This is a genomic window from uncultured Fibrella sp., assembly GCF_964250085.1.
Taxonomy (GTDB): Bacteria; Bacteroidota; Bacteroidia; order Cytophagales; family Spirosomataceae; genus Fibrella.
In genome coordinates this window covers 407,891-424,967 of record NZ_CAXUEC010000001.1, presented here as the reverse complement: position 1 = coordinate 424,967, position 17,077 = coordinate 407,891, and the positions used below count along the sequence as shown (strand labels likewise).

Sequence of the window (17,077 nt, the reverse complement as noted above, 5' to 3'; positions counted from 1 at the left end):
GGAGTTAACTGTGCGAACGATGGAACAAAGATAGTAGCGATCATTACATAATTAGCGAACGTTCGCTAATTATTATTCCAACGCTTATTAAGCGGGACTTCTTACTTTTACGGTGGCCTTCGCCAATACGCGCTATGAACACGGATCGGGATAAAGTACGGCTCATTTTCGGCCTCAAATTGAAACAGTTGCGCGCCGATCAGGGCCTGTCGACCTATGATCTGGCCGACCTGACCGGCCTGTCACCATCGTACCTGAATGAAATTGAAAAAGGCAAGAAGTACCCGAAGACCGAGAAGATCTTTGCGATTGCCAAAGCACTGGGTACCGACTATGATTCGCTGGTATCGCTGAAAGTCAGTAAACAGCTAGAACCGGTCGTTGACTTACTTAACTCGAACGTGCTCAACGAATTACCGTTCGACCTGTTCGGTATTGAACCTGGTTACTTCCTGGAAGTAATGGCCAGTGCACCCGCTAAGCTGAGCGCGTTCATCAGTACGATCATCGAAATTGGCCGGAATTATGACCTGCGCGTCGAGCAGTTTTATTTTTCGGTTCTACGTACCTATCAGGCCATGCACGATACGTATTTCGATGATCTGGAACAGCAGGCCGACGCGTTTCTGGCTCAATACCCGCTGCCCGAATCACCAGCCCAGCTCCCTGCCCTGCTGACGGGCGTACTGACTACAACCTACGGCTGTATAGTCACGCCCTACGATGATGCAACTCACCCTGCCCTCACGTCACTGCGATCCGTGTACATCCCAGAGTCGAATACGTTACTGATCAACAGCCGACTATCGGCCGAACAAACGGCCTTTACACTGGCCCGTGAGGTCGGATACCGGCATTTACATGTAATCCATCGCCCGCTCGAATCGTCGATGTTGGCTGCCCGGTCCTTCGATGAGGTATTGAACAATTTTAGAGCGTCCTATTTTGCGCGGGCGGTGCTGATGCCGCGGGCCGAGTTGATGCCGATTTTAACCGAATTTGTGGCGCAACGTACCTGGCAACCCAACCGACTGCTTAGCACCATCACGCGCTTTGGGGTGACGCCCGAAATGTTTCTGCTGCGAACAATGAGCCTGCTGGCTAGTGGTTTCGGCCTGAATGATCTGTTTTTCCTCCGTTTTGACCAGCCTACTGAAAACCAACGCTTCGTTTTATCCAAAGAATTGCACCTTAGCCGGTTACACACGCCCCACGGTGTTGCCCGTGATGAACACTACTGCCGTCGGCAAGTAGCCTTAACCTTATTAAATGACCTCCGGACGCAACAGGCAACGGACAACTGGAACGGACAACCCGCTTGCCAGGCCCAAATTACGACCTACCCCAGCGACGGGAACGCCTATTTTGTGCTGTCGATTGCGAAATCGTCGCCGCCCTCAACAACCAATAGCAGTATCAACATCGGTCTGCCCATCACCGATCAACTTCGCTCCGTCTTCGCTTTTCTCGACGACCCGGCCATTCCCCGCACCGACGTCGGCGAAACCTGCGAACGTTGCCCTATCCCCGATTGCTCCGTTCGCGCTGCCGCGCCGGTTGTTCTGGCTAGAAATGCGCAGGTTGGGCAGGTCCTGGAAGCAATTGAAGGGTTGAGAACGACAAAAAAGCTATAACACTATCACCTGAAACTTGAAACAATATTCAGGCGTTACCTTATCCACGATAGAGTCAATCCAATTTTGTTTTGAAAACCAAAGGCTTACTTACTACTAAAATCAACATCGTCACGCTGGGTTGCTCAAAAAACCTGGTTGATTCAGAGACGTTGTATACCCAACTGCGGGGCAACGGCATGAACGTGACGCACGAATCAAAGAAGGACGACGCCAACATTGTGGTGATCAACACCTGCGGCTTCATCGATAATGCCAAAGAAGAGAGCATCAACACCATTCTCAGATACGTCGACGCAAAAGAGGCGGGCGTTGTGGATAAAGTGTACGTAACAGGCTGTCTATCACACCGCTATAAAGACGAACTGGAGGTTGAAATGCCGACCGTCGATGCCTGGTTTGGCACCAATGAGCTACCCCGGCTGCTGAAAACATTACGGGCCGATTACAAGCATGAACTCGTTGGCGAACGCCTGCTGACGACCCCCGCCCATTACGCGTACCTGAAAATTGCCGAAGGTTGCGACCGGCCCTGCTCGTTCTGCGCCATTCCGATCATGCGCGGTCACCACGTGTCGCGCCCGATGGACGAACTGGTGATGGAAGCTAAATCGCTGGCCCGTCGTGGTACCAAAGAACTAATTCTGATTGCGCAGGACCTGACCTATTACGGCCTCGATCTGGCGAAAAAACGTAACCTCGCCGAACTCGTCGACCGCCTGGCCGACGTAGAGGGCATCGACTGGATTCGGTTGCAATACGCCTATCCATCCGGGTTCCCGCTAGACGTGCTCGACGTGATGCGCGAACGGTCGAACGTTTGCAACTACCTCGATATGCCGCTGCAAACCGGTTCAACGGAGTTGCTGAAGCTGATGCGCCGGGGCATTACCCGCGAGAAAACGGAAGAACTGGTGCACACGATTCGCGAGAAAGTGCCGGGTATTCACCTGCGCACGACGCTGATTGTGGGGCACCCCGGCGAAACCGACGCGCTGTTTGAAGAAACGCTCGACTTCGTAAACCGGATGCGCTTCGACCGGCTGGGTACGTTCACCTACTCGCACGAAGATCAGACGCACTCTTACTCGATGCCCGACAACGTACCTGACGAAGTAAAGCAGGAACGCGCCGACGCCATCATGGAGATTCAGGAAGGCATTTCGCACGAGAATAACCTGAAGAAAGTAGGCCAGACCGTTAAGGTGCTGTTCGACCGGAAAGAAGGCGGCTATTTCATCGGCCGTACCGAATTCGATTCGCCGGAAGTCGACAATGAAGTGCTGGTTCCGGCCACCAAAAACACCTACGTCCGCCTTGGTGATTTCGCCCAGGTACGTATCACCGACGCTCAACCGTTTGATCTCTACGGCGAAGTGGCCAGTGTAGTTAGCGTACCTACGCTGGTGTAACAATGGCTTTCGCGCTGTAAAATATTGCTTACGCGTGGCCCTTCGACAGGCTCAGGGTGACAATTCACATCCAGAGGTTGATGATCAACGTGGGTGGGATTGTCACCCTGAGCCTGTCGAAGGGCCACGCGTAAGCAATATTTTACAGCGCGAAGCAACACGCAGGTACGAAGCCGCCACTAACAACCTACCCCTTCCCTACTCGCCGCTTAATCATCTCATCAGCTATGCGCTGCGAATCAGTGTCATTGCGCTGGTGAAGTTGATCGACGATGGCGGCGTGGTTGGTATCATCCCGGTTCTGGCTTAGTTTGGCGGCTCCCTGCATCGTTTCGATTTCTAATTCAAACGCCACCAGCCCTTTCATTTGCTGACGAACATACGCCTCAGTCATGCTCTCGATAGATACTGGGCAAGCCGAGGCGTTTTCGTATTTATCAACCTGTTTTCGGAGCAGGTCGAACGTTTCCTGATCTGTCAGTACGCGGGTATGTCCGTACACGTGCACCGACAGGTAATTCCAGGTGGGTACGTTCACATGGTCATACCACGACGAGGAGATATAGGCGTGCGGCCCCGAAAAAACGGCCAAGGCAGTCGCTTTCCCACCAAACAGTGTTGCTTGCGGATTGGCCCTCGAGATATGTCCGATCAACCGCGCAGTGCCGTCAGGATCAACCTGAAGTTCGATCGGCAGGTGCGTGGCGATAGGTACGGCGGCTTCGTTCGGCAACACAAGTAGTGCAAACGAGTGCTCGCGAATGAACTGGAAAAGCCCATCACGGTCATTTTCCTGAAACTGTTTGGGTACGTACATGAGGGTAATAAGCTAATGTTCGTGTCGGTTTTGCGGGGCTACGCCGAAGCAACTTAATTACAAAGTCAAATAACCCGGCAACTCCACCGTGTTGTGATCAGCAGGAAGGGGCGTAAGGCGAACGGTTTGCAGCGGAATTACACCGGCCCAGGTAGGTAAGTCAACATCTTCGGGGTCATCGCCGGGGCCGCCGGTGCGGAGTTTGGCAGAGGCTTCGGTCAGTGAAAACGCCAATACGGTTGTCTTTTGCAGTTCGCTGGCTGTTGTTGGGCGCAGATCAGCCCAGCGGTTGGGAACAAGATGATCAGTGATGAGGGCCAGCGCATGCATCTTCTCAGCCTCATCAACGACTTTTTCCGCTGTGGCAAAAACGACCACCGACCGATAATTGACCGAGTGGTGAAACGCCGATTTCGCCAGTACCAGTCCGTCGGCCAGCATGACCGTAATGCAGACGGGTACCGCCCGCCCCGCCCCTTCCGGGCCAGTGGCGGGGTTGTTTTCGATGCTTCGGATAAAGTGGCTGCCTACTGATCCGTGAATGTAGAGCCGGTCTCCGTTTCGGGCAAAAGCCGTTGGAATGGCCATTGGCCGCCCGTTTAGCACATAACTGACGGTACAGAAGAGCGCGTCATCCAGAATCGGGTGAATCGTTTCGGCGTCGTAATGAGCCCGTTTGGCGAGTCGGCTGGGGGTTGTCCGTTGTGTTTTCATAGCCCAAACATCGTACCTTACCGGACTATCTATTTATACCACTTTTCAAAAAACAACTAGTCCGGTTTGTTTATGCTGCCTTACGCGACGTTACTTCATCTCGATAAAACAATGGCTACGCCGCTATACGTGCAACTCAGCGAAGGGCTTGGGCAACTCATCCGCGCAGGTACGTTGTCGGCTGGTCAGCGGCTTCCCGGAACGCGGCTGCTAGCCAGCCAGTTAGATTTGAATCGCCAAACGATAGTAGCCGCTTACGACGATCTACTGGCGCAGGGCATACTTGAGAGCCGGGCAGGTAGCGGAACGTTCGTGGCCGGACACATGCCCAACCTAACCCCACAACCCTTTACAAACACACAACGTACCCAGGCAAGACAGAGCCAGTCACCCACTCATTCGCCGGTACAGCAACCTGGCTATTCTTTTGAGCAACGAACGTATTTAAAGCGCGCCGCAGCGGGTAGTCCGTCGGGACTGCGATTTGATGACGGACTGCCTGATGCCCGGCTTGCCCCGCTCGATGAGTTGAGCCGGGCGTATCGGTCTTATGGTAAATGGGGAAACCCGCAGGCCCATTTCGGGTATAGCGACACCAAAGGCCACCCGCTCCTGCGCGAACAGGTATCGGCGCACCTCAACGAAACCCGTGGGCTACAGATCACGGTCGACAATGTGCTCATCACTCGCGGGAGCATCATGGGCATTCATCTGGCCTGTCAGGTGCTGCTCCAGCCCGGCGATGTAGTTGTTACGGGCGAAACGACCTGGGCGGGTGCCACCATGAATGCGCAGCAAGCCGGTGCCCGTTTAGTAACTGTACCGGTGGATGCGCACGGCCTGAACGTTGACGCGCTGGCTGACCTCTGTGCTCATCAAGCCGTTCGGATGATCTATGTCACGCCTCACCACCATTACCCAACCACCGTAACCATGCGCGCCGACAGGCGTATACGGCTCCTGCAACTGGCTCAACAACATGGCTTTGCCATTCTGGAAGACGATTATGACTACGATTTCCACTACCTGGGGCGGCCCATTTTACCGCTAGCCAGCGCCGATTCGCAGGGTATGGTTATCTACATTGGCTCGCTGACGAAATCGGTTGCGCCGGCTTTTCGGGTTGGGTACGTTGTTGGCCCAACTGCGCTGATCGACGAGATGGCCCGACTCCGGCGCATCATCGACCGGCAAGGCGACCCGGCGCTTGAATTTGCGATTGGTCAACTGTTTCAGAGCGGCGACATGAAACGGCATTTCCGCAAAGCGATACGTACCTACGAAGCGCGCCGCGATTATCTGTGTGGTCTGTTAGCGCACGAACTTCCCCACCAAATTCAGTTCAGCAAACCCGACGGCGGTTTAGCGATCTGGGCTACGTTTGATAAGGACATTGACCTGCCAACCGTTGCCGAACGCGCCGGGAAAGCTGGCCTGTACCTGTCGCCGGGCGTAGTTCATAACTTGCCTGGTCAGCTACTGAATAGCACACGCCTGGGATTTGCCTCGTCTACCGAAAAGGAACTAGCCCAGGCCGTATCTATGCTAAAAAGCCTGATATAGACGCAACAGTCAAGATAGAGTTTAATCCGGGAAACCGGGAAAAAGTAGGCTACTTCTTGTTTTACAGAATACCAGGCGGACGAATAAATTTGCATTATTCTAACGTAAATTTGAGTTTCTACAACGCCGACTTACTCAATCAGTATGACACATCGGGCATCGAAACAGATTCGTTATGGCGTATTCACGCTGGCAGTAAGCTTGTTTGGCGGCGTGATCTGGTCGTCGTGCAGCCAATTCAGCAGCGTGACCAAGCCAGCCGACATTCTAGCGGCTGAGGTGAACGTACCTGAAAAGGTCGATTATAACCTTCACATAAAGCCTATTCTATCTGATCGCTGCTTCGCCTGCCACGGGCCGGATAAGAATAAACAGCAGGCCGGTCTACGGCTCGACACACCCGAAGGCGCTTACGAGGCACTGGCCAAGAGCGGCAAAAAAGCCGTCGTCCCCGGCGATCTGGCCAGTAGTGAGCTGTTCCACCGCATCATCAGCACCGACCCCGACGAGATGATGCCCACGCCAAAGTCGAACCTGACGTTGAGCGCGGAAGAAAAAGCGATGCTGATCCGGTGGGTTGAACAGGGCGCAGCCTATAAAGAACACTGGTCACTGGTAGCCCCAACCATGCCGGACGTACCTGAACTCAAAAACGATTCGTGGGCACGCAATGACATTGATCGGTTTGTACTGGCCAAACTGACTAACCAGAAATTAAAGCATGCCCCCGAGGCCGATAAAACGACGTTGCTTCGCCGCGTCACCCTCGACTTGACGGGTTTGCCGCCAACCATTGCCGAAGTCAATGCGTTTCTGGCCGATAAGTCGGCGAATGCGTATGAAAAGGTGGTTGATCGGCTACTAGCCAGCCCAGGGTATGGCGAACGACAGGCGGTGGAATGGCTCGACGTGGCGCGCTATGCTGATACACATGGCTACCAGGACGACGGCCTCCGTACCATGTGGCCCTACCGCGACTGGGTAATCCGGTCGTTCAACAAGAACCAGCCATTCAACCAGTTTGTCACCTGGCAACTGGCGGGCGATTTATTACCCAAACCCGCCAACACCGACGACCGCCGCGATCAGTTACTGGCAACAGCGTTCAACCGAAACCACCAGCAATCGCAGGAAGGGGGCATTGTTGATGAAGAATACCGCGTTGAATATGTAGCCGACCGGGTAGCTACATTTGGCAAGGCATTTCTGGGTCTGACCACCGAGTGCGCCCGTTGCCACGATCACAAATACGATCCTATTTCTCAGAAAGACTACTTCTCGTTGTTTGCCTTTTTCAACTCAAACAACGAGCGCGGCCAGATTCCCTATAACGGCGAAGCGGCCCCGACCATCACCCTCACCACGGCTGAACAACAGGCACAACTGGCATTTATTCATCAGAAACTGACTCCACTTCAGCAGCAGCTCAACCCTAATCGAACGGTTTACCAACAAGGGTTCGGCAAATGGCTGACACAGGCTGAACGACGCCCCGGTACGCCCAACGAAACTGGCCTGATAGCCCATTATACGTTCGATGAAGCCGACAAGGCCGATGTAAAAGCTTACGAGCTGAAAAAGGCGGACGAACGGAAGCGGAAAGATGAACAACGCAAACTGGACGAGGCGAAGCAACTGAAGGGCAAACCCGCTGTTGCCGGAAAGCTTACTGAAAAAAAGGAACCGCCCAAGCCGAAAACCCGTCAGTCGGTTGAAGAAAATCCGCGCAACATTTTTCTCAACACCGCCAATGACACGCTGCACGCGTACCTGGGTGGCGATGTTGACAATTTACCCAAACAGGTAGCGGGCCGATTTGGAAAAGCCCGTTTCCTGCCCGGCGACAGTTTTATTAGTCTGCCATCTGAACTGGCCGCATTTGATCAGAATCAACCGTTTACGGTCAGTAGCTGGTTTAAACTCAATAAACTCGGTACAGAAATGACCCTGGTTGGCCGTACCACCGGGCCAATGGATGGGCAGCGCGGTTATCAACTGAATCTCCTTCCCGACGGGCGATTGAAAGTGATGATGAGCCACGTCTGGCCCGCCAACGCCATCGATATTGAATCGGTTGAAAAAGTCCCCGCCGGCCAATGGTTTCAGGTAGCTTTTGCCTACGATGGGTTTGGCAAAGCGAAAGGGCTTTCGCTGTATCTGAATGGGCAGCCGATGGCTACGCGGGTGATCAACGACCACCTGATTCACAGCATTGTCTGGGGCATGAAAAAGTCGCACTGGGCGCAGCATCCATTTTATGTGGGCCGCATGCACGATAATTTTTACAAGGATTTCGCCGTGGATGAACTACGCATCTACAATCGGTGCCTTACTCCCCTCGAACTGCCCCGTCTCGCTGGTAAACCCGATGCTATTGCGGCGGCCCTGCGCCTACCCGCCGATACCCGAACACCTCAGCAGCGGACAGGCCTATATACCTATTACATACGTACCCAGGAAAAAGGTTACCGCGCTGCCTTCGACAGTGCAATGGTCTATCGGGGTCGGCAATTCATGACCCTCACCGACGCCAAACAGGTGATGGTGATGCGGGAAATGGGCCAGCCCCGCCGAACGTACCTGCTGAAACGAGGTGCCTATGATGCGCCCGGCGATGAAGTAACGCCCGAAACACCCCACTTCCTGCCCGCCCTCGACGGCGATCAGCCACGCAACCGCCTCGGCCTGGCCAACTGGCTGACCAGCAATAGCAACCCACTGTTTAGCCGGGTAATGGTCAACCGCATCTGGCAGCAGTATTTCGGACAGGGTCTGGCCAAAAATCCCGACGACTTCGGTAATCAGGGCGCACTCCCCTCCCATCCCGAACTACTCGACTACCTGGCTGTTCGCTTCCGCGACGGAGCTACTGATGACGGCGTTCAGCCGTGGGATGTGAAAGCCATGCACCGGTTTATTGTCACCTCGGCCACGTATCGGCAATCATCGTCGGTTAGCCCGGCAGCGCGGGAAGCCGATCTCGATAACACGTACCTGAGCCGTGGGCCAAGCTATCGTCTCTCGGCCGAACAGGTCCGCGACAATGCCTTGGTAGCCAGCGGATTGTTGACTCGGAAAGTGGGCGGACCAAGCGTTTTGCCGTACCAGCCAGCGGGCATCTGGGAAGCACTGGCCACGCGCAACGCGGTCGTTTACAATCAAAATCACGGCGACACCCTGTACCGGCGCAGCTTATATACGATCTGGAAACGATCATCGCCGCCACCCATGATGCTCAACTTCGACGCCGCCGAACGCCATATCTGCACCGTCAAACGCCAGAAAACGGCTACACCGCTTCAGGCGCTCGTGACACTAAACGACCCGCAGTTCATCGAAGCAGCCCGCGTCATGGCGCAACGAATCATTGACTTGCCAACCAGTACAGACCGGAATAAAACAATCGTCGATGCTTTTTTCCGCCGCGTCATAAGCCGTCCGGCACGTACCCAGGAGGTAGCGTTGATGCAGCAACTGTATACGGAAGAACTAGCCGATTTCAGGAAAAACCCGAAACGGGCGCAGGAGTTACTCACCGTCGGCGAGTATCCGGTAAACCCGAAGTTCGATACTGCCGAACTAGCCGCCTGGACAGTCGTAGCCAGCACCATTATGAATTTCGACGAAGCAATTGTGAAACGATAAAATGGGACGCTGTGCTGTCATTTGCTGTTTGGACGACCAATTACCACCTAATGACAGCGTAGCGTAATGACAATAAATGACGCCGCAGGCATAATGACATTTTAGATATGGACATCCAGGACGAAATACACGATACCCTTAGCCGCCGGAATTTTCTGGGGCAAACCGGCGCGGGCCTGGGTACGTTGGCGTTGGCTTCCCTGCTGAACCCCGGCCAGCTTTTTGCAGGTAATGGGTCTAAACCGGGAGACGTACCGGCGCTGGGAAAACCACATTTCCCGCCAAAAGTGAAACGGGTCATCTACCTCTTTCAAAGTGGAGCGCCGTCGCAACTTGACCTGTTCGATTATAAACCCAGGCTGGAGGCCATGTGGGGGCAGGATTTACCCGCATCGGTGCGGAATGGGCAACGACTCACGGGCATGAGCGCAGGCCAGAGTAAATTTCCGCTGGCGGCCTCGACCTTTAAATTTGCGCAGCACGGGCCGGGCCAAATGTGGGTCAGCGAATTATTGCCAAACATTGCGAAGATCGCTGGTGACGCAACATTTATCCGAACGCTCAATACCGACGCCATTAATCACGACCCGGCCATTACGTTTATTCAGACCGGTAGTCAGCAGGGTGGACGGCCTAGTTTTGGGTCTTGGGTAAGTTACGGGCTAGGCTCTGATAACCAGAATATGCCTTCGTTTGTGGTGCTGCTCTCTAAAGGCCGGGGTGGCGACCAGCCGCTGTATGCTAAGCTGTGGAGCAATGGATTTCTACCTTCGGTGCATCAGGGCGTCGTGTTCCGGTCTGGTCCCGACCCGGTGTTTTACCTCAACAACCCGCCCGGCATCGACCGTACCAGCCGCCGCCGCATGCTCGACTACCTGACCAAACTACATGCCGAACAAAGCAAGTACGTGCTCGACCCCGAGATAAACAACCGGATGCAGCAGTACGAAATGGCCTACCGCATGCAGGCATCGGTGCCCGAAACGCTCAACATCGCCAAGGAGCCCGACTACATTTTCGACATGTACGGCCCCGAAAGTCGCAAGCCAGGTACGTTCGCTGCCAACTGTCTGCTGGCCCGAAAACTGATCGAGAAAGACGTGAAGTTTGTGCAACTCTACCACCAGGGATGGGATCAGCACGGCAACTTACCGAACGATATTCAGATTCAAACCAAGAGCGTGGATCAGGCCTCGGCGGCGCTCGTCAATGACCTGCGTCAGCGCGGGTTGCTGGATGATACGCTCGTGATCTGGGGCGGCGAATTTGGCCGTGGTCCTTACTCGCAGGGCAAACTCACCCGCGACAATTACGGCCGCGACCATCACCCGCGCGCCTATACCATCTGGATGGCCGGCGCTGGCGTGAAGAAGGGATTAGTCTACGGCGAAACGGACGATTTCGGCTATAACGTTGTGAAAGATCCCGTTCACGTCCACGATTTCCAGGCCACGATCATGCACCTGATGGGCGTAGACCACGAAAAGCTAACGTTCAAACACCAGGGCCGCCGCTACCGGTTGACCGATGTGCATGGCAAAGTGATTAAGCCGTTATTGGCGTAGGATCTTACTATTCGGCTCTTGTTTTTGCGGCCCTATCGGTCCGAAAGCGGGCGGCCACGATGGGCCGCCCCTACACATGACGGTTCCAGATGTAGGGGCGGCCCATCGTGGCCGCCCGCCTCGCGTAAGCAATAGGCTAATACACAACATAAAGCTATTCATACATTAACCGCGTCGACGAACCGATTTGAAAATCCTAAACAGCTCAATATATTGTCTAACCAAACTGACATGCCGATGCAAGCCACTGCCCTGAAAGTACCGGACTCGCTGGAAGACGATGAGTTGCTGCGTTTGCCAGCTACCTGGGAAGAATATCTCGACGTAATTGATAACGTACCCTATACCGTTCAATTCTTAAACGACGAGATCATTATGAGTCAGGCGTCGGCCGATCACGAGACCCTTGTTGCGGTCATTATCTGGCTATTGAATAATCATTACATCAATCTGCCTGATTACCGGGTATTAGGCAGTAATGTGATGATCACCTTACCCAATGAGCAGGCTGATTTCAATGCAGATATTTCTGTTGTAAAAGTGCCTGTCACATATGGCACCACACCCGGCGGTAAGCCATCAACGATGCGCATTGAGAACCCAGTGATTGTGGTGGCAGTCCTCTCGAAAAGCACGCGCATGTTTGATCAGGGCGAAAAAATGAATTATTATAAGCTGATTCCTTCCCTCCAACACATTGTATTTATTGATCAGCTACAGCCCTTCGCTTCCGTTTATTCCCGCACCAACGTACCTGACGAATGGCTCAATCACGATTACCGGACGCTGGAATCGACCGTTCGGCTGGGTACGTTGGCATTACCCATGTCGGATATCTACCGAAAAACGGTTTTTGCGTAAACATCGGCCTACTGCCTGTTGAGCCACTATTCCGTCAATTTATTGCTCTGCTGACGAATCGGCTTATTTGCTGAGTAACAGACGGCTTAACCCTTGCTATTCAGCTAAATACACCGTACATTTGCACTCCCGTTTTAGGGCGGGAATCTTTTTGTTCTGTGCAATCGTCTGTTAATCAATAAATACCGCTCACAATCCAGTGGATACGTTAAGCTACAAAACTGTTTCGGCCAACAAAGGGACCGCAAACAAGGAGTGGATCCTCGTTGACGCCAAGGATGCCATTGTTGGTCGTTTCGCCTCTCAGGTGGCGTCGCGCATTCGTGGCAAACACAAGCCCAACTTCACTCCCCACGTTGATACCGGTGACAATGTCATCATCATCAACGCCGAGAAAATCCGTTTCACAGGTCGTAAAATGGCCGACAAAGTATACGTGCGTCACACGGGTTATCCCGGTGGTCAGCGTTTTGCTTCGCCGCGTCTATGGCTAGAGAAACACCCTGAGCGTGTGCTCGAGCATGCCATCCGCGGTATGCTGCCCAAAAACCGTCTGGGCCGTCGTTTATTCACCAATCTGTACGTGTACACGGGTGACAGCCACCCCCACGCGGCGCAGCAACCGAAAGAAATTAAATTCTAACCAATGGATCGTATCAACACCATCGGTCGCCGGAAAACCGCTGTTGCCCGCATTTATATGCAGCCAGGTAACGGAACCATCACGGTTAACGGAAAAGAACTGAACGCATACTTCCCGACCGAAGTATTGCAAATTATCACTCGCCAGCCTTTCGCTACCGTAAAAGCCGACACGACGTATGACGTGAAAGTGAACGTACGGGGCGGTGGCGTAACGGGTCAGGCCGAAGCTACGCGTATGGCCATCAGCCGTGCACTGGTTGAAGCCAACGCTGAAAACCGGCCAGCCCTCAAGAAAGAAGGTTTCCTGACACGGGATTCACGTATGGTAGAACGGAAGAAGCCAGGTCGTAAGAAAGCCCGTCGCCGGTTCCAGTTCTCGAAACGTTAATACACCGTTTACTGTCTTCTGTTTACATTTTTCTGTTGCGCTGCTACCACGCGAAGCCACAGAAAACGGCAAACACCAAACTGTAAACTCCTTTTAGTCCAGGCTGCGCTTAGAAGATGCCGACGCGCAGTGCTGCGTATTTCTCACTTTTTAGTAGTATTTGTTCCTTAAAGAAAATGGCACAAGTCGAATATAAAGATCTCCTTGACGCCGGTGTGCACTTTGGCCACCTTACGCGCAAGTGGGACCCCCGGATGGCTCCGTATATCTTCATGGAGAAGAACGGCATCCACATTATTGACCTGAATAAAACGCTTGCTTCGCTCGACGAAGCGTGCAATGCCATGAAAGGCATTGTTCGCTCGGGCCGCAAGGTGATGTTCGTGGCAACCAAGAAGCAGGCTCAGGAAATCGTTTCGGAAGAAGCGCGTCGGTTGAAAATGCCGTACGTGACTGACCGCTGGCTCGGTGGCATGATGACCAACTTCGCCACGATCCGCAAGTCGCTGAAAAAGCTGCAAACGCTGGAGAAGATGCTCAAAGACGAAGTCCTCGTTAAGAACGTCGCCAAGCGGGAACGGCTGACACTGACGCGCGAAAAAGAAAAACTGGAGCGTGTATTGGGTGGTATCGTTGACCTGACCCGTCTGCCTGCGGCTTTGTTCGTAGTTGACGTGAAGCGGGAAAACATTGCTGTTCTGGAAGCGATCCGTTTGGGCATCCCCGTGTTCGCCATGTGCGACACGAACTCAAACCCGAATCTCGTTGATTTTGCCATTCCAGCAAACGACGATGCCTACAAATCGATCTCGCTCATTACGCTGGCGATTGGAAAGGCCATTGAAGAGGGTCTGATGGAGCGCAAGCAGGATAAAGACAGTCAGGCTGCACAGGAAGAAGAAGACGCCAAGCGTCAGGAAGAAACCCGCGCTGCTGCGGCTGAAGGAGCTGATGCTCCCGTAGCTGAGGTGGCTCCTGTAGCCGTGGCCGTAGAAGAAGCTCCTGAAGTTGAAGCTGCGCCAATCGACGCAACGCCGGAAGGCAACACCGATTAATACTAATTAACAGACACAGACGATTGACCGGATAGCCCGTAGCCCCACACGGCTATGGGCTATTTTCTTAAAACTAGTTCAAAACGTCTTCCGTCTTCTATTGCGGTGCTACGCAGCACCGCAATAGAAGACGGAAGACATTTCAACATTTTCCAAAAAATGGCAATTACCGCAGCAGACGTAAATAAACTCCGGCAGGAAACAGGTGCCGGTATGATGGATTGCAAAAAAGCCCTCGTTGAAGCCGATGGCAATTTTGAAGAAGCCAAAGCAATTCTGCGCAAGCAGGGGCAGAAAATCGCCGACAAACGGGCCGACAACGCCACCGCTGAAGGCGTAGTACTGGCTCACGTAAGCGCGGACGGCAAATCGGGTAAAGTGGTAGCGGTAGCCTGCGAAACAGAGCCTGTTTCAAAAGTGCCTGATTTCCAGAACCTGGCGATGAGCATTCTGAGCAACGCCGTTGCTGATCATGTAACCACAAAAGAAGCACTCCTGGCTGAAGTACAGGCAGATGGCCGGTCACTTCAGGATCACATCACGGACCTGATGGGCAAAATTGGCGAGAAAATCGACGTGGTTTCGTTTGAGACCGTTAGCGCCGATAAAGTGGTGTCATACATTCACTCGAACGGCAAATTGGGCGTTCTGGTAGGGTTGAGCAACACAAACGGAACCGACATAGCTGAAGTGGGCAAAGACGTGGCGATGCAGATTGCCGCCATGAAACCGCTTGCTCTCGATAAAGATGGTATCGACGCCAGCGTAGTTGAACGCGAAATCGAGATTGGTAAAGATCAGGCCCGTCAGGAGGGTAAGCCAGAGGCAATGCTCGAAAAAATTGCGCTGGGTAAACTGAATAAGTTTTATAAAGACAACACCCTACTGAACCAGGAGTTTGTGAAAGATAACTCATTGACAATTGCTCAATTACTCGATAAGACCAGTAAAGGCTTAACTGTATCGTCATTTAAGCGCGTGTCTATTGGTTAATAGCTGATTTACAACCGTTTTTATAAAAAGCCCGGCCAAATGGTCGGGCTTTTTTAGTGTTTTCTGTTACTTTCCGGCACGCTACTTGTCTCACAATAACTTAGCATGAAACACCTAACAGACGAAGAGTTGGTACAGTTGTACATCTCAACTCAGCGCAATAGTTACTTTGAAGCTTTATACAGCCGGTATTGCGATAAAGTTTTCCGTAAGTGCTTATCATTCACGAAAAATAGAGAGCGTGCTGAAGACTTTACGCACGACATTTTTATTAGAGTAGTCACTAAGTTAAGTAGCTTCCGGGAGCAGGCTAAGTTCTCTACTTGGCTCTATTCCGTTACCTACAATTACTGCATGGATCAGCTTCGCAGTCCGAGGCAAAAGGAAGTATACTCCGACGATCCTTATGAAACATTGGCTAATTACTCCGATGATGAAGACGCAGATATAGCGGAGATGGAAGCCCAAAGGCTCAATCAGGCACTAGATTATCTGACAACCGATGAGCGGGGATTGCTAATGATGAAGTACCAGGATGATATCAGCATTCGCGAGATCGCTGATAGTCAGAAATTAACCGAGAGCGCTGTAAAGATGCGCCTGATGCGTGCGAAAGAAAAGCTTCGACGGCGCTATTTAGAAGCACTCATCTTTTGGGTGCTGGTTGGCCTTAAAGCATTATCACTCTGGAAGTAACAGCCTTCTGTTGTAAAAAACTAACATGGAAAATCCATTCAAACTTATTGAGTCGGAGGAAAATTGCCCCCCCCATCTAAAAGACCAGCTTGTCTCAGAAATAGACCTGATTCGAAACGCATTAAAAGTAGTTGAACTCTATTCAGGGGACCTATTCGGTTCTATTTCAGCTATGTTGGGTCCGATCACCGATAAAAAGTCACCTAACGTATAACCTTATTTCCTACTCTTCACTCCCTACCAGTAATGAATCCTGAGCTACCGAACATCACCCAAATACTTATAAACACCTTTCAATCGCTGATAACACAATTCATCAATTTTGTCCCTAAGTTCATTGGGGCGGGTGTTGTGTTGGGGATCGGTGTGGTCGTAGCGAAAATCCTGGCTGCCGTTGTGCAGCGCGTTCTTAAAGGAGCTGGTTTTGACCGATTCGGTGATAAGCTGAATGAAATTGACCTGATTCGGCAACTTCAAACCGAGATCAAGCTAAGCGAAATCGTGGCGAAGGTTCTCTACTATTTTGTCTTGCTGGTCTTTGTTACAGCAGCCACCGAAACGCTCGGTATCGCAGCTATTACGGGTATGGTGACCTCGCTGGTTAATTTCATTCCTAAGTTGATCGCCGCCGCCATTATGCTTCAGGTTGGCGTGCTGGTAGCCGATGTACTGAAGCAGGGCGTGGTAAGCTTGTGCGCCTCCTTTGGCATTTCGTCGGGAAGACTATTGGGAATGGTCGTTTTCTTCTTTTTTCTCATAATCACCATCATTTCAGCACTCGGTCAGGCGGGTATCAATACCGAACTGCTTGAGTCAAGTTTCAATTTGTTGATTGGCGCCGTTTTCCTTGCTTTCGCTGTTGGGTACGGCCTGGCCTCGCGCGATGTCATGTCCAACATCCTCTCTTCTTTTTATTCAAAGAACAAGTTTAAGGAGGGCCAGACGATCCGGCTGGAAGGCATTACCGGCCAAATTATATCAGTAGACAGTACTTCCCTGACCTTGCAAACCGGCGAGTCGACGACAACTATTCCGATGCAAATGCTACAAACAAAGACTGTAGAATTCTTAGACAAGTAACTTTTAAGT

At 52.5% G+C, this 17,077-nt stretch carries 14 protein-coding genes; 12 read left to right on the top strand and 2 right to left on the bottom strand.

Features of this window, described 5'->3' with window-relative positions; all coding sequences use genetic code 11:
• The first annotated feature begins 134 nt into the window (after positions 1-134).
• Together ACFE8Q_RS01705 and rimO are read left to right on the top strand one after the other, a co-directional pair.
• Entirely contained in the window at positions 135-1,634 is a 1,500-nt protein-coding gene (locus ACFE8Q_RS01705; protein ID WP_375443619.1) for a helix-turn-helix domain-containing protein, read from the top strand.
• A 71-nt stretch (positions 1,635-1,705) separates the two neighbouring features.
• The gene (gene rimO, locus ACFE8Q_RS01700) at positions 1,706-3,046 is read left to right on the top strand and encodes a 30S ribosomal protein S12 methylthiotransferase RimO (RefSeq protein ID WP_375443618.1); all 1,341 of its coding nucleotides are present in this window, start codon (positions 1,706-1,708) and stop codon (positions 3,044-3,046) included.
• Between the two features lie 187 nt (positions 3,047-3,233).
• Here the strand turns inward: rimO and ACFE8Q_RS01695 are convergent, their stop codons facing one another.
• Complete coding sequence (locus tag ACFE8Q_RS01695) at positions 3,234-3,863, bottom strand: FMN-binding negative transcriptional regulator (protein WP_375443617.1); 630 nt, start codon at positions 3,861-3,863, stop codon at positions 3,234-3,236.
• A gap of 57 nt (positions 3,864-3,920) precedes the next feature.
• Positions 3,921-4,577: a pyridoxamine 5'-phosphate oxidase family protein gene (locus ACFE8Q_RS01690; protein ID WP_375443616.1), complete on the bottom strand. Its 657-nt coding sequence runs from the start codon at positions 4,575-4,577 to the stop codon at positions 3,921-3,923.
• Between the two features lie 72 nt (positions 4,578-4,649).
• On the opposite strand from ACFE8Q_RS01690, the gene ACFE8Q_RS01685 reads away from it, so the two are divergent.
• The 10 genes from ACFE8Q_RS01685 to ACFE8Q_RS01640 all read left to right on the top strand — a co-directional run bounded on the left by ACFE8Q_RS01685 (position 4,650) and on the right by ACFE8Q_RS01640 (position 17,068).
• Positions 4,650-6,140 carry a PLP-dependent aminotransferase family protein gene (locus tag ACFE8Q_RS01685; RefSeq protein ID WP_375443615.1) on the top strand — a complete coding sequence of 497 codons (1,491 nt, stop codon included), beginning with the start codon at positions 4,650-4,652 and terminating at the stop codon, positions 6,138-6,140.
• A gap of 144 nt (positions 6,141-6,284) precedes the next feature.
• Positions 6,285-9,785 carry a DUF1553 domain-containing protein gene (locus tag ACFE8Q_RS01680; protein ID WP_375443614.1) on the top strand — a complete coding sequence of 1,167 codons (3,501 nt, stop codon included), beginning with the start codon at positions 6,285-6,287 and terminating at the stop codon, positions 9,783-9,785.
• 107 nt (positions 9,786-9,892) lie between these two features.
• The gene (locus tag ACFE8Q_RS01675; RefSeq protein WP_375443613.1) at positions 9,893-11,350 is read left to right on the top strand and encodes a DUF1501 domain-containing protein; all 1,458 of its coding nucleotides are present in this window, start codon (positions 9,893-9,895) and stop codon (positions 11,348-11,350) included.
• Positions 11,351-11,563: 213 nt separating this feature from the next.
• Positions 11,564-12,211: a Uma2 family endonuclease gene (locus ACFE8Q_RS01670; RefSeq protein WP_375443612.1), complete on the top strand. Its 648-nt coding sequence runs from the start codon at positions 11,564-11,566 to the stop codon at positions 12,209-12,211.
• 199 nt (positions 12,212-12,410) lie between these two features.
• Complete coding sequence (gene rplM, locus ACFE8Q_RS01665; protein WP_375443611.1) at positions 12,411-12,854, top strand: 50S ribosomal protein L13; 444 nt, start codon at positions 12,411-12,413, stop codon at positions 12,852-12,854.
• Positions 12,855-12,857: 3 nt separating this feature from the next.
• Positions 12,858-13,244 (top strand): 30S ribosomal protein S9, encoded by a 387-nt coding sequence (gene rpsI / locus ACFE8Q_RS01660; RefSeq protein WP_375443610.1) that lies wholly within the window; start codon positions 12,858-12,860, stop codon positions 13,242-13,244.
• 176 nt (positions 13,245-13,420) lie between these two features.
• Positions 13,421-14,299 (top strand): 30S ribosomal protein S2, encoded by an 879-nt coding sequence (rpsB, locus tag ACFE8Q_RS01655; protein WP_375443609.1) that lies wholly within the window; start codon positions 13,421-13,423, stop codon positions 14,297-14,299.
• Positions 14,300-14,458: 159 nt separating this feature from the next.
• Complete coding sequence (gene tsf, locus ACFE8Q_RS01650; protein WP_375443608.1) at positions 14,459-15,292, top strand: translation elongation factor Ts; 834 nt, start codon at positions 14,459-14,461, stop codon at positions 15,290-15,292.
• 105 nt (positions 15,293-15,397) lie between these two features.
• Positions 15,398-15,988 (top strand): RNA polymerase sigma factor, encoded by a 591-nt coding sequence (locus ACFE8Q_RS01645; protein ID WP_375443607.1) that lies wholly within the window; start codon positions 15,398-15,400, stop codon positions 15,986-15,988.
• A gap of 246 nt (positions 15,989-16,234) precedes the next feature.
• Positions 16,235-17,068 (top strand): hypothetical protein, encoded by an 834-nt coding sequence (locus tag ACFE8Q_RS01640; protein WP_375443606.1) that lies wholly within the window; start codon positions 16,235-16,237, stop codon positions 17,066-17,068.
• The last annotated feature ends 9 nt before the right edge of the window (positions 17,069-17,077 follow it).